Annotated in this window: 21 protein-coding genes; 6 read left to right on the forward strand and 15 right to left on the reverse strand. The window is 71.8% G+C overall.

Translation table 11 applies throughout. The annotated features are described in order from the left end of the window. Positions 1-2: 2 nt before the first annotated feature. The gene (locus OG435_RS21635; protein WP_266878856.1) at positions 3-641 is read right to left on the reverse strand and encodes an AmfC protein; all 639 of its coding nucleotides are present in this window, start codon (positions 639-641) and stop codon (positions 3-5) included. 132 nt (positions 642-773) lie between these two features. Between OG435_RS21635 and dtd the strand changes: the two genes are divergently transcribed. Next, the gene (dtd, locus tag OG435_RS21640; RefSeq protein WP_250744592.1) at positions 774-1,199 is read left to right on the forward strand and encodes a D-aminoacyl-tRNA deacylase; all 426 of its coding nucleotides are present in this window, start codon (positions 774-776) and stop codon (positions 1,197-1,199) included. A gap of 27 nt (positions 1,200-1,226) precedes the next feature. Here the strand turns inward: dtd and OG435_RS21645 are convergent, their stop codons facing one another. The 13 genes from OG435_RS21645 to OG435_RS21700 all read right to left on the reverse strand — a co-directional run bounded on the left by OG435_RS21645 (position 1,227) and on the right by OG435_RS21700 (position 11,158). Beyond that, positions 1,227-2,195: a YgfZ/GcvT domain-containing protein gene (locus OG435_RS21645; protein WP_266878858.1), complete on the reverse strand. Its 969-nt coding sequence runs from the start codon at positions 2,193-2,195 to the stop codon at positions 1,227-1,229. Between the two features lie 58 nt (positions 2,196-2,253). Continuing rightward, positions 2,254-2,721 carry a Fur family transcriptional regulator gene (locus OG435_RS21650; protein WP_266881970.1) on the reverse strand — a complete coding sequence of 156 codons (468 nt, stop codon included), beginning with the start codon at positions 2,719-2,721 and terminating at the stop codon, positions 2,254-2,256. Between the two features lie 182 nt (positions 2,722-2,903). Then, a complete protein-coding gene (locus OG435_RS21655) occupies positions 2,904-3,476 on the reverse strand; it encodes an FABP family protein (RefSeq protein WP_250744595.1) in 573 nt (190 codons plus the stop codon). 311 nt (positions 3,477-3,787) lie between these two features. Beyond that, entirely contained in the window at positions 3,788-4,759 is a 972-nt protein-coding gene (locus OG435_RS21660) for a hypothetical protein (protein ID WP_266878861.1), read from the reverse strand. Continuing rightward, entirely contained in the window at positions 4,756-5,616 is an 861-nt protein-coding gene (locus OG435_RS21665) for a hypothetical protein (protein WP_266878863.1), read from the reverse strand. The genes OG435_RS21660 and OG435_RS21665 overlap by 4 nt, the downstream gene beginning before the upstream one ends. Then, positions 5,613-6,443: a hypothetical protein gene (locus OG435_RS21670; RefSeq protein WP_266878865.1), complete on the reverse strand. Its 831-nt coding sequence runs from the start codon at positions 6,441-6,443 to the stop codon at positions 5,613-5,615. The genes OG435_RS21665 and OG435_RS21670 overlap by 4 nt, the downstream gene beginning before the upstream one ends. 114 nt (positions 6,444-6,557) lie before the next feature. Beyond that, a complete protein-coding gene (locus OG435_RS21675) occupies positions 6,558-6,821 on the reverse strand; it encodes a DUF3099 domain-containing protein (RefSeq protein WP_266878867.1) in 264 nt (87 codons plus the stop codon). A gap of 159 nt (positions 6,822-6,980) precedes the next feature. Continuing rightward, positions 6,981-7,271, reverse strand: a complete 291-nt coding sequence (locus OG435_RS21680; protein WP_112449119.1) for a DUF1416 domain-containing protein — start codon at positions 7,269-7,271, stop codon at positions 6,981-6,983. A gap of 70 nt (positions 7,272-7,341) precedes the next feature. Then, positions 7,342-8,187, reverse strand: coding sequence for a sulfurtransferase (locus tag OG435_RS21685; RefSeq protein WP_112449118.1), 846 nt, complete (start codon positions 8,185-8,187; stop codon positions 7,342-7,344). A 203-nt stretch (positions 8,188-8,390) separates the two neighbouring features. Next, positions 8,391-8,480, reverse strand: a complete 90-nt coding sequence (locus OG435_RS50370; protein ID WP_353962781.1) for an Ms5788A family Cys-rich leader peptide — start codon at positions 8,478-8,480, stop codon at positions 8,391-8,393. A gap of 158 nt (positions 8,481-8,638) precedes the next feature. Continuing rightward, on the reverse strand, positions 8,639-9,352 hold the full coding sequence (locus tag OG435_RS21690; protein WP_266878870.1) for an LmeA family phospholipid-binding protein: 714 nt from the start codon (positions 9,350-9,352) through the stop codon (positions 8,639-8,641). A 179-nt stretch (positions 9,353-9,531) separates the two neighbouring features. After that, a complete protein-coding gene (locus OG435_RS21695) occupies positions 9,532-10,893 on the reverse strand; it encodes a hypothetical protein (RefSeq protein WP_266878872.1) in 1,362 nt (453 codons plus the stop codon). A gap of 10 nt (positions 10,894-10,903) precedes the next feature. Further along, on the reverse strand, positions 10,904-11,158 hold the full coding sequence (locus tag OG435_RS21700) for a MoaD/ThiS family protein (RefSeq protein WP_112449116.1): 255 nt from the start codon (positions 11,156-11,158) through the stop codon (positions 10,904-10,906). Between the two features lie 510 nt (positions 11,159-11,668). Between OG435_RS21700 and OG435_RS21705 the strand changes: the two genes are divergently transcribed. The 5 genes from OG435_RS21705 to OG435_RS21725 all read left to right on the forward strand — a co-directional run bounded on the left by OG435_RS21705 (position 11,669) and on the right by OG435_RS21725 (position 17,495). Further along, the gene (locus OG435_RS21705; RefSeq protein WP_243339450.1) at positions 11,669-12,439 is read left to right on the forward strand and encodes a response regulator transcription factor; all 771 of its coding nucleotides are present in this window, start codon (positions 11,669-11,671) and stop codon (positions 12,437-12,439) included. 82 nt (positions 12,440-12,521) lie between these two features. Then, positions 12,522-13,544, forward strand: coding sequence for a LacI family DNA-binding transcriptional regulator (locus OG435_RS21710; protein WP_266878875.1), 1,023 nt, complete (start codon positions 12,522-12,524; stop codon positions 13,542-13,544). 504 nt (positions 13,545-14,048) lie between these two features. Further along, positions 14,049-15,257 (forward strand): S1C family serine protease, encoded by a 1,209-nt coding sequence (locus OG435_RS21715; protein ID WP_266878877.1) that lies wholly within the window; start codon positions 14,049-14,051, stop codon positions 15,255-15,257. 64 nt (positions 15,258-15,321) lie between these two features. Then, positions 15,322-16,059 carry a response regulator transcription factor gene (locus tag OG435_RS21720; RefSeq protein ID WP_266878880.1) on the forward strand — a complete coding sequence of 246 codons (738 nt, stop codon included), beginning with the start codon at positions 15,322-15,324 and terminating at the stop codon, positions 16,057-16,059. Beyond that, entirely contained in the window at positions 16,056-17,495 is a 1,440-nt protein-coding gene (locus tag OG435_RS21725) for a sensor histidine kinase (protein WP_266878881.1), read from the forward strand. The genes OG435_RS21720 and OG435_RS21725 overlap by 4 nt, the downstream gene beginning before the upstream one ends. Here OG435_RS21725 and OG435_RS21730 read toward each other — a convergent pair. After that, positions 17,475-18,461, reverse strand: a complete 987-nt coding sequence (locus OG435_RS21730) for a phosphatidylinositol-specific phospholipase C (protein WP_266878883.1) — start codon at positions 18,459-18,461, stop codon at positions 17,475-17,477. The genes OG435_RS21725 and OG435_RS21730 overlap by 21 nt on opposite strands. Positions 18,462-18,483 lie beyond the last annotated feature (22 nt).

Raw genomic sequence — 18,483 nt, forward strand, 5'->3', positions numbered from 1 at the left:
GCTCAGGCCAGCAGGTCGTCCACCTGCGCCTCGCCCTCCCGGTAGCGCCGGGTGATCTCCGCGCTGCAGTCGTCGGCCGTGCGCTGGAGCTGTTGGCGGCGCCGCGAGACCTGCTGCTCGTAGCGCACCAACCGGCCCATGCCCTCGTGGAGTTCCTCGTCCGTGCGCGCTCCCAGGTCCGACAGCTCCACGTCGGAGAGCATCTCGGCCGCCAGCAGCCGGTACTCCTCCCCGTGCGGGGTGCCGAGCGTGACGTGCCGGGCGGAGGCGCTGCGGCTGGAGGGGGCGTCCGCGAGGATCTCCGAGAGCCGGTCCACCACCGGCGCCTCGGGGTCCGTACGCCGCGCGAGCTCGGCGCGCAGGATGTCGATGCGGCCCTGGAGCAGCCGGCGTACGTAGCTCAGGTCGGCCTCGTCGCGCTGCGCGTCCCGGCGCAGCCCGCGCAGCTCCGGCAGTCCGAGCGCGGTCGTCGCCGTCGGCGGGGCGTCCGAGGCCCCGGTCCGCTGCGCGGGCGGGCGCGGCGCCGCGGCCACCGGGGTCTCGGCGGACACCGCGGGAGCGGTGGTCGCTCCGGATCCCACGGGTCCGACGGGCGCAGGAGCAGGTGCAGGTGCAGGTGCGGAGGTACCAGAAGTATTCATGCGTTCGTGTCCGTCCCCTCGACCGGTGCTGAGGGCACCGCCTGCGTGCATCGTGCCACTCCGCACGGTGCCGACGCAGTCCCACTCCACCCGATCGGCCCCGGACGGGTGCACGCCTGGTACACAGGTGGTATGCGAGCAGTGGTGCAGAGGGTGGACGGCGCGAGCGTCGTGGTGGCCGGCGAGACCGTCGGGGAGATCGTCGGGGAGGGGCTGTGCGTCCTGGTGGGGGTGACCCATGACGACACCCCGGAGAAGGCGGAGCTGCTGGCGCGCAAGCTCTGGTCGGTGCGGATCCTGGAGGCCGAGAAGTCCTGCAGCGACGTGAACGCGCCGCTGCTGGTGATCTCCCAGTTCACCCTCTACGGAGACGCCCGCAAGGGCCGCCGCCCCACGTGGAACGCGGCCGCGGGCGGCGCCTTCGCCGAGCCGCTCGTGGACGAAGTCGTGGCGCAACTGCGGGCGCTGGGTGCGACGGTGGAGACGGGCCGGTTCGGCGCGGACATGCGGGTCTCGCTGACCAACCACGGCCCGTTCACCATCGTCATCGACATCTAGAGCGCAGCCGTTTACGGCGCCACGGCACTACGGCGCCACGACGACCTCCTGGGCGGCGGCCGTCCCGCCCACCAGGAGCGGGGCGTCCAGCGGGACGTTCCGCTTGACCAGCGCGAGGGCGATCGGGCCCAGCTCGTGGTGGCGGACCGAGGTGGTCACGAAGCCCAGCTGGCGGCCCTCCTCCCCGTCCGCGGCGAGCCGTACGGGCGCGCCGTGCGCGGGGAGCAGCACCTCGGAGCCGTCCAGGTGCAGGAAGACCAGCCGGCGCGGCGGCTTCCCCAGGTTGTGGACGCGGGCCACCGTCTCCTGGCCGCGGTAGCAGCCCTTCTGCAGGTGCACGGCCGTGCCGATCCAGCCGAGCTCGTGCGGGATGGTGCGGTGGTCGGTCTCCAGGCCGAGCCGCGGCCGGTGCGCCTCGACGCGCAGGGCCTCGTACGCGAGCAGCCCGGCGGCCGGGCCGTAGGAGGCGGCGAAGGCCTCCAGGTCGGCGCGGGGCAGGAACACGTCGCGGCCGTACGGGGTCTCGCGTACGGCGAGTTCCTTGGCGACCTCGGCGATGGAGCCGGCCGGCAGGTGCACGACGGCGAACTCGGCGGTCCGGTCCGCGACTTCCACGCGGTAGAAGAAGATCATCGACTCCAGGTAGGCGATCAGCGCCTCCTGGGTGCCGGGCTCGACGTGCATCCACATCGTCTCGCCGTCGTCGACGAGGTAGAGCGCGTGCTCGATGTGGCCGTTCGCGGAGAGGATCAGCGCCTCGGTGGCCTCGCCGGCCGGGAGCGCGGTGACGTGCTGAGTGATCAGCAGGTGCAGCCAGCTCAGCCGGTCCGGGCCGGTGACGGTGACCACCCCGCGGTGGGAGAGGTCCACGAAGCCGCGGCCGTCGGCGAGTGCGCGCTGTTCTCCGTAGAGCTCGCCGTAGTGGGCGGCGACGCCCTCGTCGCGGCCTTCGGCCTGTACGGCGCCGGGGAGATGGAGCAAGGGGCTGCTGGTCATGCCACCAGCCTACGACCCCGCTCCGGGGTGTCCTAGGGCGCGCCCGGGCACCTGCTGACTAGCGCTGCTTGGCCGCGCAGTTCTTGCAGCGGCCGAAGATCGCGAAGTGCTTCATGTCGGTCTCGAAGCCGAAGGTGTCGCGGAGCTTGGCGGTGAAGTCGGCGGCGATGTCCAGGTCCGCCTCGATGACCTCGGTGCAGTCGCGGCAGACCAGGTGGATGTGGTGGTGCCGGTCGGCGAGGTGGTAGGTGGGGGCCCCGTGCCCGAGGTGGGCGTGGGAGACCAGCTTCAGCTCCTCCAGGAGCTCCAGCGTGCGGTAGACCGTGGAGATGTTGACCCCGGAGGCCGTCTTGCGCACCTCTACGAGGATCTCGTCCGGGGTGGCGTGCTCCAGGGCGTCGACCGCTTCCAGCACGAGCTGGCGCTGCGGGGTCAGGCGGTATCCGCGCTGGCGCAGGTCGCTCTTCCAGTCACCGCCTTCGGCGGCGGCGAGGCTCTCGGTGCTTTCAGTGCTGTCGGTGGTCACCACCCGGCCAGTGTAGGCCTCGGGCCCGCGGGAGGGGAGCGGGGAGGCCGTGCGGGAAGCGGGCGCAGGCCGGGCGGGGGCCTGGCGGGAAGGGCCCGGGCGCGCGGGAGCCCCCGGCGGCCTGGGCGGCCGGGGGCTCCCGCGCATGCTTGCGTACGGACTCGCGCGGTCCAGCTCGCGGTCTAGCGGAAGAAGGCGATGCCGTCGTCCGGCATGTCCGGAAGGTTGCGCGCCATCTCCGCGACCTCCTCCGGCGTGACGACCTTCTTCAGCTGGGCCGACATGTAGGGGCGCAGCTCGACCTCGGGGGTGGCCTTCTCGCCGACCCACATCAGGTCGCTCTTCACGTAGCCGTAGAGCCGCTTGCCGCCGCTGTACGGGCCGGAGGCCGCGGTACGGGCCACCGCGTCGGTGACCACGTCGATCTGCGGCTTCTTGTCGGCGAGCTCGCCGTACCAGACCTCGACGACGCCCTGGTCGCGGACCATGACGATCTCGACCTTGCGGTCCTTGTCGATGCGCCAGTAGCCCGACTCGGACTCCAGCGGCCGCACCTTGTTGCCCTCGGCGTCGAGCACCCAGGTGTGGGAGGTGTACTCCAGGAAGTCCCGGCCGTCGTGGCTGAAGACGACTTCCTGGCCGAAGTTGCACTTCTCCTCACCGGGGAAGTCGAAGACGCCCGCTCCCTCCCAGTTACCGAGGAGGAAGGCGAGGGGGACGAGACCCGGGTTCAGGTCGGACGGGATCTGGATCATGAATGGCTGCTCAGCTCAGGCGATCTGTGGGAGGGGTTCCGGTATCCGGGCGGTCCGGGCGGTCGGCGGTAGATCCGAGGGGATCAGCGCTGGCCCTGGTACAGCTTCTTCACGGCCAGTCCGGAGAAGGCGAGGACGCCGACGCAGACCAGGATCAGCAGGGAGGTGAAGACTGCCTCAAGCACGGGGTGCTCCTCGGTGTTCTCAATGGTTTCAAGGTGGCGTTACGGGGCCGGTCCCCAAGCCTACTGGTCTGGGGACCGGGGCACCGTGTGAGGTAGCCCGTACGACGCGCCCCCGCCGGCCGCGCGCTAGTCGAGCAGCTGGTGCTGGAGGATCACCGTCTGGTGGAAGGGCACGGCCGCGACCCCGCCCTTGCGGGACTGGAGGATCACGGCCACCACGTCACCGGAGCGGACGCAGCCGACCTTGGCCTGCACGTCACCGAACGGGGCGGGCTCGGCGTAGAGCATGACCTCGGCCCCCAGGCCGGGCCAGGACTGCCGCCGGTTCCTCGCCTCCGCCCAGGACTGGTCCGGGGCGACGTTGGTCGCGTTCAGGTGCATGCCGTCGCCGCACTCCTCGAAGGAGTCCGCGAAACCGGAGGAGTGGTACCGCAGCAGGTAGACGCGCGTGAGCGTGCCGTCCGGAGTGGTCCAGCCGCGGCCGACGATCTGCCGCAGGCCGTCGTTGGCGAACTGCGCCTTCATCTCCGCGTGCTCGGAGGCGTCGTACTCCGTCAGGAAGGAGTCCGGGGTCACCACCTCGTCCTTCTCCAGCTTCAGCGTGGAGTCGGGCGTGGAACCGGTGGGCGGCGGCAGGAGCAACTGGGTGAGGCCGGCGTAGTGGATGCCGTCCTCGTTGTCCTTGGCGAACGGCAGCGCCGCGCCCGCCGGCAGCGTCGGCTTGACCAGGGCCGGGTAGACCCAGCGGCCGTCGGCCTTGGTGGACAGGCCCGGGATGTCGGTGCGCTCGGCCTGGGTGACCTGGTACGCGACGCCCGTGCCGACGGCGCCGAAGACGAGTACGGCGGCGGTCCAGCGCAGCGCGGCGAACAGCTTGCGGCGGTCCTTGGGCGCGGCGGGGACCTCGGGGGCGGCGGACTCGGCGGCGCCCGGGGCCTCCGGGTCGGCGGTGACCTCCGGTGTGGCGGTGACCTCCGGCGCGGCGGACTCGGGCGCGGCGGACTCAGGCGCCGCGGAAGTCTCCGGGGCCGCCGCGGCGGCCACGGGCTCGTCCCCGGGGGCCACCGTCACGGCCCCGGTGGTGTTCTGCTCGGTCACGCGGACTCCCCGGGGGTCTTCAGGTGGCTCATCTGGTTCTTGAAGAACGCGACGGCGTCGGTGGTGGAGAAGGGCTTGGCCCCGTAGGCGCGGAAGGTGACGACCACATCGCCCTCGACGGCCGTGCAGTCCATCGAGTCGATCGTCTCCTTGCCCTCCGCCCCCATCGCCATCAGCGAGCACTTGGCGTCCGGGAATCCGTCCACCTTCGGCGCCGGGCGCTCGTCGCCGGTGAGCTCGAGGAGCTTCTTGACGAACTCGGCGTGGTTGCCCACGGCCTTCGGGTCGGCCTGCATGATGCGGACCTCCGCGACCCACCCGCCCTTGCGCTCGAACTTGGTGTAGCTGCGCCCTGCCAGGCCCTTGAGCTTCAGCCCGGCCAGCAGCTCGTCGCGCTTCTTGCGCTCGGTGGTGGACAGGCCGTTGCGGGACTCCTTGAAGCCGTCGACCGCCTTCTGCCCGGAGACGTAGAAGTCCTTGCCGTACGCCCCCAGGTCGGGGCCGAGGGTGAAGCCGGCCGGGATCGGCAGCAGCTTGCCGGTGAGCTCGTTCGCCGGGACGTTGCCGGGCTCGACGGTCTTCCCCATTTGCTCGCCCACGGGGACCCAGTAGGCGGTGGGGGCTTCCCGGTCCGCGTCCGCGATCGCGGAGGACGCGGCGGCGCCACCGCCTACCAGCACGGCGACGGCGACGCCGGCTCCGAACAGGGCGGCCACCCTGCGGTTGATCCGGCGCGCGGTCTTGGCGGGCGGTACAGGGAGCACCTCGGCCTCGGGTACCTCTACGGCTACGCCTTCGGCCTCGGGCGCGGCTACGACCTCTGCCGGGGTCACGTCGTTCTGCGTCGGCTCGGTCACAGTCGCTCCAGCTGTCGCTTGGCAAGCTCCATGACGTCGCCTGCCGCGATCTTGCCCCGGTTGTTCGTGTAGTAGATCTCGAGGACGACGTCGCCGCGGCGGGCGTACGCCCGCGCGGCGAGCATCGGCAGGTAGCCCGGCTTCTCGAAGGCCTTCGAGAACACCCAGACGTGCCCGAGATCCGAGGGAAGTCCGTCGATGGGCATGCCGTCGTTGCCGGCGTACTCCTTCGTGTTCGTGTACGCGGACTGCTCGCGCTGGTAATCCTCCGCGGCACTGCGGTCGTTGAACTGCAGCAGCCTCACGTCGACGAACGTCGTGTCGTCCTGCGACCACCCCACCGAGGCGGCCCGGCGGAACCCCGTGGCGGCGAAGTCGCTCAGGGCACGGTCGGGGTACTTGAAGTCCAGCGAGAGGACATCGGCGGAGACGTAGCCCGAGCCGCCCTTCTTCGCCCCGCCCGGTGCCTCGATGAGCAGCTTCGCGAGGTCGTCGTCCGTCTTGTGCCAGCGGTTGGCGTTGATCGTCTTGCTCGTGGTGGCGTCACCGGGCGCGAGTGCCTTCGGCGCCACCAGGTCCGCCTGCGCCAGCGGGACCAGCGGCGTCGGTTCGCGGTGGTACTGGACCGCGTAACCGGTGACCGTGCCCGCCAGGACGCCGAGCACGACGGCGCCCGCGATCAGGAGGACCGTACGGCCGCCGCGACGACGGCGGGGAGTGGCCGAGACTGCGTTCGCAACGGCTGCCTCTGCAACGCCCGCAGTGCCCGGTTCCGGGCTGCTCTCGGCCTCTTTCCGCTGGTCAGGGATGGTCTGTTCGTGTTCCAAAAGAAGTCCCCCCACAGGACTGGAGTCGCGGATCGACTGCCCGCGTCCACAGAGAACACCCTCACGTGGGGAGATACCGCGATCATCCTTATTACATTTTTATCTCAACAGGTTTCAATCCTCATGACGCCGCTTTCCATCCAGTTCGTCCCACCACTCGTCGGACTTCGCGTCACCCGAGGGGTCGTCCCACCACCGGTCGTCCGGACCGCGCCGGTTCGCGACCATCGCGGCGACCGGCGGGATGATCATGGCGACCACGCACATCGCCACGGCGGCCGGGACCGACCACAGGCGCACGAAGGACCAGGCGGAGACGAAGAGGAACAGGCATCCGCCCATGAGCAGGAAATAGGCGCGCCGGCGCCGGGCGTACATGCCTCCAGCGTAGAGCCGCCCCGCCCTCCCGGGGAGGCCCGGGAGGGCCCGGAACGGCCCGGAACGGAACGACACGAAGGGCCGCACCCCGATCCGATGGCGTCCAACCCCCGGGGGTGCGGCCCTTCGGCCGGTCATACGTTCACACAGGTGCGGTGCTCAGACCGCGATCGCCACGTCCGTGACGCCGCCGGACTCGACGACGACCACGGCGCGGTCCGCCTGGGCGCCGGGCACGAGGGCGCGCAGCGTCCAGGAGCCCTCGGCCGCGTAGAAGCGGAACTGGCCGGTGGCCGAGGTCGGGACCTCGGCGGTGAACTCGCCGGTCGAGTCCAGCAGGCGGACGTAACCGCTGATGGGCTCGCCGTCCTTGGTGACCTGGCCCTGGATGGCCGTCTCACCGGGCTTCAGCGTGGCGAGGTCGGGCCCGCCGATCTGTGCTCCACACATGTTCTCTGTCCTGTCCTAGAGAGGTACGACTAGGGGGCGTCGCGGTGCCCGTTGTACTTGCGGCCCGGAACTACTTGTTGGCGCCGAGCTCGATCGGCACGCCGACCAGCGAGCCGTACTCGGTCCACGAGCCGTCGTAGTTCTTGACGTTCTCCTGGCCCAGGAGCTCGTGCAGCACGAACCAGGTGAGCGCGGAGCGCTCACCGATGCGGCAGTAGGCGATGGTGTCCTTCGCCAGGTCGACCTGCTCGGCCTGGTAGAGGGCCGTCAGTTCCTCGTCGGACTTGAAGGTGCCGTCGTCGTTGGCGTTCTTCGACCACGGGATGTTGCGGGCGCTCGGGATGTGGCCCGGACGCTGCGACTGCTCCTGCGGGAGGTGCGCCGGCGCGAGCAGCTTGCCCGAGAACTCGTCGGGGGAGCGGACGTCGACCAGGTTCTTGGTGCCGATCGCGGCGACCGCGTCGTCACGGAAGGCGCGGATCGAGGTGTCCTGGGCCTTGGCCTTGTACTCGGTGGCCGGGCGGCTCGGGACCTCGGTGCCGTCGACCAGGTCGCGGGAGTCGAGCTCCCACTTCTTGCGGCCGCCGTCGAGCAGGCGGACGTCCTGGTGGCCGTAGAGCTTGAAGTACCAGTAGGCGTAGGACGCGAACCAGTTGTTGTTGCCGCCGTAGAGGACGACGGTGTCGTCGTTGGAGATGCCCTTGGCGGAGAGGAGCTTCTCGAAGCCCTCCTGGTCCACGAAGTCGCGGCGGACCGGGTCCTGGAGGTCGCTCTTCCAGTCGATCCGGACGGCGTTGGTGATGTGGTTCTTGTCGTACGCGGACGTGTCCTCGTCGACCTCGACGATGACGACGTTCGCGTCGTTCAGGTGGGCCTCGACCCAGTCGGCGTCTACGAGGACGTCGCTGCGGCTCATGGTGTTCTCCTCCGGGGCAGTGTGCGGCGGGGTGGTGCTGGTGGTGCGGGGTACGTGTGTCCGGGTGCTCCCCCAGCTACCGCTGGGAGGTGCCCCCGACGGATCCTGTTGCGGGGAGGCTTCAGGAGGGCGGGAGGCAGAGGTGGTCACACGGGAAAACGGAAGGCTGTCGTCCGGTCTATGGAGCGGGATGCGCTCACACGTCACATGGATCGACAGAGCATGGCGGCGACGCGACACAGGTCTACTGCCCGCCGCTTCGTGAGATCCGCCTGCTGTTGCTTCATAGCCATGGATCGTAGGGACGAATCGGCCACCCTGTCACCGCCGTGTCATATTTCGAGACAGGATCGTCCGCATGGTGGGATGACAGCCCCGCCGAACCGTCCGGCGCGGGGCGCGCGGGGCCCCGTACGGCCTTCCCATCTGCGGATCGGACCCACTCGTCTCACTATCCGGCCAATGCCAGATTCGTGCCGCCCAGAGTGAGCACCACACCGGCCTGGTCCGAGGTGAGCGTCGTCAGCCGGACCCCCGACGGCAGACCCTCGTCGATCCGCCGGTCGAAGTCGGTCTTCCGGCGGACCACGGCCTCGATCCCGGGGAGGCCCTCGCCCGGCACCTCGTCGGCGCGGACCCGGACGGTCTTGCCGCCCTTGCCCCCGCCGGCGTCGACCAGGGAGACCGTCGACACCACGCTGCGGCTGAGGGTGCGGCCGAGGAACTCCACGCTCGCGGTGACCTTCAGCTTGCCGGGCGCCCCGCCGTAGGCCACCGTCACCCCGGGCTGCGCGGCCGCGGTCAGGGCGGCGTACGTGACGAGGGCCGAGCCCTGGGCGGACCGGGCGGTACCACCGCTGTAGTCGCCGTTCAGCTCCACGCTGCGGAAGGCGACCCGCAGCCGGGACAGGTGCGTCGTGCGGCCGTCCGCGGTCGCCACGTCGGCGCCGGCCACCTTCAGGTCGACCTGGTCGAGGTCGTGGGAGAGCGCCTGGGTCAGGAAGGGGAACCCGTGGATGTCCACCTCCACCCCGGACAGGCCCTGGCGGGCCTGGATCCGCTCGGCCATCCGGTCCTCGGCATAGCCGGCCGCCCAGCGGTCCAGTCCGACCAACAGGCCACCGAGGACCACTCCGATGATCACAACAACACGCAGGACACGCACGCGCCCACCCCCCAGACGATTGGTACGACGGCCCAGTGGACCATGTCCGGCCGTGAGGGCGCTGTGAGATGACGTGGCGTGAGGTGACGTGGCGTGAGGTGACGACGACGCCCGCCACCGGGCGAGCGGGGCGGGCGTCGTCGAGAGGTGCCTGGAGGGGGTGCGGGGCCTCGGCCCGCTCAGCCCACCACCCTGCCGATCAGGTAGACCGCCGGGGCCGCCGCCGCCAGCGGCAGCGCGACACCGGCCGTCATGTGGACGAACTTCGACGGGTAGTCGTACGCCGCCACGCGCAGCCCGATCAGCGCGCACACCCCGGCCGCGAGGCCGATCAGCGCGCCGCCCGCGCCGACGGACGTCAGCCCGCCCACGGCGATGCCCGCACCGGTCGCGGCGGCCAGCGAGACGCCGACCGAGGGTGCGGTGGGCAGCGGGAGCGCCCGGGCGAAGACGGCCACCGCCACGGCGGCGGCGCCCACGCTCGTGGCGGCGGAGTCGGCGGCGAGGTAGCCGGCGCAGACGATGGCCAGCGCGGCCGAGGCCACCGATGCCATCAGCCCGTACATCCGCTCGTCCGGCTCGGCGTGGCTGCGCAGCTGGAGCACCAGTGTCAGCAGCACCCAGGCGCCGAGGGTGCCGACGATCGCGCCGGGGCCGTACGGCTCCTCCACCGCGAGCACGGCCGCATCGGCGACGACCGCCCCGGCGAAGGCCAGGGCGATGCCCTGACGGGCCGGCCACATGCCGTTGAGGCGGAACCAGCCCGCCGCGGTGAGCGCCTGGAGGGCGATCAGCGGCGCGAGCAGCGCGTACTCGCTCAGCGCGGCGGCGGCCGCGAGGACCAGCCCGAGGGCGGCCGTCAGTATGGCCGCCTGCGGGCCGGGGTCGATGATCGGCGAGCGGCCTTCGGCGCGGGCCTGGGCCGGGTCCACGGCGCGCAGCGTGTTGCCGGCGAGGGTGGGCGGCGACCAGGCGGGCTCCTCCTCGGACTCCCCGTCGGCCACCGGGGGCGCGGCGGGAGCCCCGCCCGCGGCCTCGGCCGGCTGCTGCGGGAGGTACGGGGCCTGGGGCTGGGCCTGGGCCTCCGGCTGGAAGGGGGCGGACGGGTCCGGGTAGGCCGGATCCCCCCACGCCTGCTGCGCCTGCCCTTCCTCGCGGAACCACTGGTCCGGGGCCGGGGCCTGGGGGTAGGCCGGCGCCGCGTACGGGTCCGCGTAGGGATCCGGGTACGCCTGCTGCTGCCCCCACTCCTGACCGGGGACGGGCGCCTGGACCTGCGGCTGGCCCTGCGGCTCCTCGCGGAACCAGCCCTCGGGGGCGACCGGGTACTGCGCCGGTACGCCGTCCAGCGGGGCCACGACCGGCTGGTACGAGGTGTCCCACGTCGGGGACTGCCAGGTCTGGGTCCCGTACGGATCGGGCTGCTCCTGCTGCTGCCGCTGCTGCTCTTGCTGCTGCTCTTGCTGCTGCTGTTGCTGCTGCTGTTGCAGGTGCTGTCGCAGCTGCCGCTGCTGTTCCTCGGGCGTGCTCGGTGTAGTCATCGGGGTCCGCTCACCCGCCCGCGAACGGCGGGAGCACCTCGACGGTGCCCCCCTCGGTCAGCTCGACGGAATCGTGCGGGCGCTTGCCCACGGGTTCTTCGTTCACGAGGAAGGAGCAGCGCAGCAGGACCCGGGTCAGCTCCCCGGGGTGGCGTTCCCGCACGGCGTCGAGCGCCTCGGCCAGTGTCCGCGCCGAGTACGGCTCCTCCGCCGTCTTGGCCGCGGCCTTCGCCGCCGCCCAGTAGCGGATGGTTCCGGTTGCCACTGCACGCTCCTCTCGTCGGCGCTCTGCCGTCGGCCTCCATCATGACCCCTCCCGCCGTCGATCCCGGCGTGCCTCCGCGCGCCCCGCGTGCGCCCGAGCGGCCCGCACCGGGTCCACCGATCCGGTGAAACCGGCGCATATGCAGGTCCCGGGGGTGGTGGGAACCACAGAAGTGGAACGCGTAGAAGCCTCGGCCCCGCCGGGGCGGGTGGGCTATTCTGCTGCCGAGAGGATCCGGGCAACGTAGCCCCCGGGTCCTTTTGTGCTTTCAGCACGTTGAACGGACCGAGAACAGTGGTGTCCATCCGGGCCTCAGGGCGCGGGGACCGGGCGGACACCGGCAAGACGTACGAAGCAGTGCCGCGAAAGTCCTCGACGGGACCGAGGAGGAACCGACGTGATGGACCAGCGAACCGTCGTGCAAGTGCAGGTGCGGGCAGAGGTACAGGCGCACGCACCTGCGCACGCACACCAGCAGTACTTCCGCCCGACCCGGGCAGGTGGTCGGGCATGAGCTCACTCCTGCTCCTGACCAATGCCCTGCAGCCCTCGACCGAGGTCCTGCCGGCCCTCGGCCTGCTGCTCCACAGCGTCCGGGTGGCTCCCGCCGAGGGCCCCGCCCTCGTGGACACCCCGGGCGCCGACGTGATCCTCGTCGACGGCCGCCGCGACCTGCCCCAGGTGCGGTCGCTGTGCCAGCTGCTCCGCTCCACGGGGCCCGGCTGTCCGCTGATCCTGGTCGTCACCGAGGGCGGCCTCGCGGCCGTCACCGCCGACTGGGGCATCGACGACGTCCTCCTCGACACCGCCGGACCGGCCGAGGTCGAGGCGCGGCTGCGCCTCGCCACCGGCCGCCAGCAGCTCGGCTCGGACGACTCCCCGATGGAGATCCGCAACGGCGACCTGTCGGTCGACGAGGCGACGTACTCCGCGAAGCTGAAGGGCCGGGTCCTGGACCTGACCTTCAAGGAGTTCGAACTCCTCAAGTACCTCGCCCAGCACCCGGGCCGGGTATTCACCCGTGCGCAGCTCCTCCAGGAGGTGTGGGGCTACGACTACTTCGGCGGCACCCGCACCGTCGACGTGCACGTACGGCGTCTGCGCGCGAAACTCGGGCCCGAGCACGAGTCGCTGATCGGTACCGTCCGCAACGTCGGGTACCGCTTCGTCACCCCGGAGAAGGTGGAACGGGCGGCGGCGGAAGCGGCCGCGCAGGCGGCCACGAAGGCGGCGGCCGAGGCCTCCGCGCGGGCCGCGGCGGCGCTCACCCGGATGGACTAGGGGGCCGGTGGAAAAGCTGTGGGAATGACCTACCTCCGGACGCCCTGCCCAGAGGTAGGTCACCCCGCGTAGACTTCCGCGCGTGGCCAAGGTGACGCGGGATGACGTGGCACGACTTGCGGGTACCTCTACCGCCGTCGTGAGCTACGTCATCAACAACGGACCCAGGCCGGTTGCCCCGGCCACGCGCGAGCGTGTCCTCGCCGCGATCAAGGATCTGGGCTACCGCCCCGACCGGGTCGCCCAGGCGATGGCCTCACGGCGCACCGACCTCATAGGCATGATCGTTCCCGATGCCCGTCAGCCGTTCTTCGCGGAGATGGCGCACGCGGTCGAGCAGGCCGCGGCCGAGCGCGGGAAGATGGTGCTCGTCGGGAACTCCGACTACCGCACCGAGCGCGAGGTCCACTACCTGCGGGCCTTCCTCGGGATGCGGGTCTCCGGACTGATCCTGGTCAGCCAGGGCATGAGCGAGCAGGCCGCCAGCGAGATCGAGGCCTGGGACGCCCGGGTCGTCCTCCTCCACGAGCGCCCCGAGGCCATCGACGACGTCGCCGTCGTCACGGACGACATCGGCGGCGCGCAGCTCGCCACCCGCCACCTCCTGGAGCACGGGCACGAGTACGTCGCCTGCATCGGCGGAATCGAGAACACCCCGTCGGTGGGCGACCCGGTGGCCGACCACGTCGAGGGCTGGCGCCGGGCCATGCAGGAGTCCGGCCGCTCGACCGAGGGCCGGATCATCGAAGCCCCGTACAACCGCTACGACGCGTACAAGGTCGCCCTGGAGGTCCTGGCCCGGCCCGACCGGCCGACGGCGATCTTCTGCGCCACGGACGACCAGGCGATCGGCGTGCTGCGGGCCGCGCGGGAGCTGCGCATCGACGTGCCCGAGCAGCTCGCGGTCGCCGGCTTCGACGACGTGAAGGAGGCGGCGCTCACGGACCCGCCGCTGACCACGGTCGCCTCGGACCGCCCGGCGATGGCCCGCGCGGCGGTGGATCTCGTCCTGGACGACGCCCTGCGGGTGGCGGGCTCGCGGCGCGAACGCCTGAAGCAGTTCCCTTCGGCCCTGGTCATCCGCCGCTCCTGCGGCTGCCGCTGACCGCCCCCTCTTGACGCGCCGCTCGCGCGGCTGCGCCGGACTCCGTCCGGCGGTGGCCGGGCGGGGATGGGGCCACCGCCGTCCCGGTGTGAGGGCCGGTGGGCGGGTGGGTTGGCCCTGCGGGGCTGGGGTCCCCTACCCGCCCTTCCACCGTTCCCCGGGCTCTGCCCGGACCCGTTCCCGGGGGCCAGCCCCCGGACCCCCGCGCCTCAAACGCCGGCGAGGCTGAAGTGGCCCACCGGTGCGCGCGGGTACGAGCCGACATCAGCCAAAATCCAGCCCCGCCGGCGTTTGAGGCGCGGGGTCTGGGGCGGAGCCCCAGGGGGTCCGGGCGCAGCCCGGGGAACGGGCGAAGGGCGGGTAGGGGACTTCGCCCCGCAGGGCCCACCCAGCCGCACCCGCCCACCCGGCCCAACCCGGCCTTATATCGGGCATACACGGTTCTGTCGGGCTTCTCAGCCTGGACTCAGGAAGCTCTCATCATCGGCGGACAGAGTCATAGTCATGACCGAGAACCTCCGCCGCGAAGGCGAGTACCCCCAGGAAAACCGCCCCCAGCAGCCCGCCCCCTGGGGTGAGGACTGGCAGCACGGTCGTGATCGGCTCGCGCAGGACGCCTCGTACCCGCCGCCCCCGTCCTACCCCCCGGCGGCCGCCCCCGGCTGGCACGAGGCCCACGCCGCCCCGGTCATCCAGGGCGAGACCGTCCCCCAGCACAGCGGCGGCGGCGCCGGCGACGGCGGCTGGGCCACCTGGGGTGAGGCCGCCCCGGCGGCCCCCGCGCCGCAGGGGCACGGCCACGCCCGGGCCAAGCGTCCGGTCGCCCTCCTCGCCGCCGTGGCCCTCGCGGCCGCCGTCGTCGGCGGCGGAACGGCCGCCGCGGTCCAGCAGATGCTGAACAAGAGCAACGGCACCGGCAGCGGCGTCAACGGCAGCACCATCTCCCAGTCGAGCAACGGCACCGTCTCCGGCGTAGCCGAGAACGTCAGCCCCTCCGTCGTCCGCATCGACACCCGCACCGGCTCCGGCCAGGGCACCGGATCCGGCATCGTGATCACCGCCGACGGCGAGATCGTCACCAACAACCACGTGGTCGACGGCGCGAGCCAGATCCAGGTGACGATGAGCGACGGCAAGAAGTACAGCGCGAAGATCGTCGGCACGGACCCGGACAAGGACCTCGCCCTCATCAAGCTGGAAGGCGCGAGCGGCCTCAAGCCCGCGAACCTCGGCAACTCCGACAACACCAAGATCGGCGACGAGGTCGTCGCCATCGGCTCCCCCGACGGCCTCACCGGCACGGTCACCAGCGGCATCGTCTCCGCGCTCGACCGCGAGGTGAAGGTCCCGAAGTCGGAGCAGCAGCAGTCCCCCCAGAACGGCTACCCGTTCTCCTACGGCGGCCAGCAGTTCAACGGGAACACCGGCACGGACACCACCTCGTACAAGGCCATCCAGACCGACGCCTCCCTCAACCCGGGCAACTCCGGCGGCGCCCTGGTCAACATGAACGGCGAGATCGTGGGCATGCCCTCCGCGATCTACTCCCCCTCCAGCGGCAGCGGCTCCGCCGGCAGCGTCGGCCTCGGCTTCGCCATCCCCGTCAACACCATCAAGGCCGACCTCCCCTCGCTCCGCAAGGGCGGCCCCGGCGGCAACGGCAGCAACAACAGCGGCAACAACGCCGCCAACGGTTTCGGGACCTCCTTCTAGCCCGACTTCCAGCCCGCCCGTGCGAGCCTGGTAGGAGACCGACCACCACCTGGGGGGACCCCGTATGAGCGCCGAAGGCGACCAGCAGCGCATCCTCGTCGTCGACGACGAACCGGCCGTACGCGAGGCCCTGCGCCGCAGCCTGGCCTTCGAGGGGTACGGCACGCAGACCGCCGTCGACGGACTCGACGCCCTCGACCAGGCGGACTCGTACCACCCCGACCTGATCATCCTGGACATCCAGATGCCGCGGATGGACGGCCTGACCGCCGCCCGCCGCCTGCGTGCCGCCGGCAGCACCACGCCGGTCCTGATGCTGACCGCCCGCGACACGGTCGGCGACCGCGTCACCGGCCTCGACGCGGGCGCCGACGACTACCTGGTCAAGCCGTTCGAGCTGGACGAGCTCTTCGCCCGCGTCCGCGCCCTGCTGCGCCGCAGCTCCTACGCCGCCCCCTCCGCCGGGGACGGCGGATCCGCCGACGCCGACGCGCTGACCTTCGGCGACCTGCGCATGGACCTCGCCACCCGCGAGGTCACCCGCGGCGGGCGCCCGGTGGAGCTGACCCGTACCGAGTTCACCCTGCTGGAGATGTTCCTCGCGCACCCGCGCCAGGTCCTGACCCGCGAGCAGATCCTCAAGACCGTATGGGGCTTCGACTTCGAGCCCAGCTCCAACTCCCTGGACGTGTACGTGATGTACCTGCGCCGCAAGACCGAGGCCGGGGGCGAGCCCCGCCTGGTCCACACCGTACGAGGGGTGGGCTACGTCCTGCGCGCGGGCGAGAGCGGGCCGGAGTGAGCCCCGCCGCCAGATTCCGCGGACTCCCGCTCCGCTCCCGGCTCGCCCTGCTGGTCACCGTCGCGGTGGCGCTCGCCGTCGCGGCGGTCGCCTGCGTGAGCTGGTTCATGGTCCGCACGCAGCTGAACGACCAGCTGAACAGCTCCTTGCGCTCCACCAACGCCCGGGCCCAGGCGAGCCAGACGCTGAACCAGATCAGGTGCCAGGACAAGGTTCCCGGACCCTTCGAGAACAACCTGAGCGCGCAGGTGCAGATCGTGCTCCCGACGGGCGACCGCTGCTGGGTGGACGGGAAGGACACCCTCCCGGTCACCGACTACGACCTCGACGTGGCCAAGCGGCTGCGCGGAGCGACCCTGTACGACGGCAGGACCACGGACGGCACGCCCGTCCGCGTCTACACGCAGCCGGTGGAGCTGTCCGCCGGCCCGAACGTGCAGAACGCCGCGATCTCGGTGGCCAAGCCCCTCTCGGACGTCACCGAGCCCCTGTCCACCCTGGCCTGGGTCCTGCTCTTCGTCTCCGGCGTCGGCATCCTCGGCGCGGGCGTCGCCGGCCTCTGGGTGGCCCGTACGGGGCTGCGCCCGGTCGACGAACTGACCGGCGCCGTCGAGCACATCGCCCGCACCGAGGACCTGACCGTACGGATCCCCGACGAGGGCGACGACGAGATCGCCCGGCTGTCGCGGTCCTTCAACTCCATGACGGCCGCGCTCGCCTCCTCCCAGGAACGCCAGGCCCAGCTGATCGCTGACGCCGGGCACGAGCTGCGCACCCCGCTCACCTCGCTGCGCACCAACATCGAGCTGCTGGCGCGCAGCGAGGAGACCGGCCGGGCCATCCCGCCCGAGGACCGCAAGGAGCTGCTGGCCTCGGTGAAGGCGCAGATGACGGAACTGGCTTCGCTGATCGGCGACTTGCAGGAGCTGTCCCGCCCGGACGCGACCACCCCCGGCCCGCTCGGCGTGGTGGCCCTGCACGAGATCGCGGGCACGGCCCTGTCCCGGGCCCGACTGCGCGGTCCGGAGCTGGAGTTCGACTCGGACCTGGCGCCCTGGTACGTACGCGGGGAGGCTGCGGCCCTGGAGCGGGCGGTGGTCAACGTCCTGGACAACGCGGTGAAGTTCAGCCCGCCGGGCAGCACCGTCACCGTGTCGCTGCGCGCGGGCGAGCTGACCGTACGGGACCGCGGCCCCGGCATCCCGGCCGACGACCTCCCGCACGTCTTCGAGCGCTTCTGGCGCTCCCCGTCCGCCCGGGCCCTGCCCGGAAGCGGCCTCGGCCTGTCCATCGTGGCCCGTACGGTGCAGCGCGCGGGCGGCACGGCCGCCCTGCGCGCCCCGGCGGACGGCGGCCCGGGGACGGAGGCGGTCCTCAGCATCCCGGGCGCCCCCACTCCGCCGCCCGCGCAGGCGTCAGTTGTGCCGGATCAGTGAGGCGACCAGGCCGGAGCGGGTGTTGGGGAAGTCCATCGGGACGATCCCGAGCCCGGTCCGGCCGGCCAGCTCGGAGCCGTCGACGAAGGCGTGCACCTGCGGGCCCAGGCGGTCGGAGTTCCAGCGGGGCGGCAGGGCCGCGGCCGTGCTGGTGTAGTTCATGAAGAACCGGCCGGGCTGCTGGACGGCCTTGCGGAAGTGGTTCTCGATCTTGCCCCGCTTGGCGAAGGGCTCGGCCATGTAGTCGTCCTGGATGTCGAAGACGTTGCCGTCGCCGTAGCGCAGCCCGCCGGGCAGGCCGCCGTTGTCGGGGAACAGCAGCACCTTGCCGCGGACCTGGCCGAGGGTGGGCAGCGAGTCCGCGATCTTGAAGAGCGGGCTCCAGCCGCGGTTGTTCAGGTAGTCGTCGAAGACGGCGCGGAAGGTGGCGTCGCTGTCTTCCGAATACTCCTGCTTGAGCCGCATCAGCACGGTCTCGGTGGGGTGCGCGGCGAGGAAGTTCCAGCAGGCGGCGAGGACGTCGCCGAACATCAGGTTCTGGTAGTACGCGCCGTGGTGGATCGCGAACGATCCGCCGGTCACCCGGCAGCGGACGTCGAGGAAGCGGATCCCGGAGTCGAGCTGCTGCGCGATCGAGGTGTTCTGGCAGGCGACGTAGAGCCCGCCCCTGGTGGCGCCCGAGTCGTGGGTGCCGGGGATGGTCATCCGCTGGAGGGCGGTGGAGTCGCCGAGCCCGCTCATCCAGTCCTGGGTGGAGAGTGCGCTCGCCGCCTTGCCCGACGCGCCCGCCGCGGCGGCCGGTGCCGCACCGAGCCCGGCGACGACGCCCGTGGCGCCCAGGACCGCCGCCCCCGCCAGGAAGCTGCGCCGGCGCAGCCCCGTGGGCGCGACCGTCCCCGCGACCGTTGCCGTGTCCGCGCCCGCATCCGTGACTACGCCCGTCTCCGTGCCCGTGCCCACGCCCATGTCCGCCCCTTTGCCGACCCAG

Origin of the sequence: Streptomyces sp. NBC_01264, from assembly GCF_026340675.1 — a bacterium.
Taxonomy (GTDB): Bacteria; Actinomycetota; Actinomycetes; order Streptomycetales; family Streptomycetaceae; genus Streptomyces.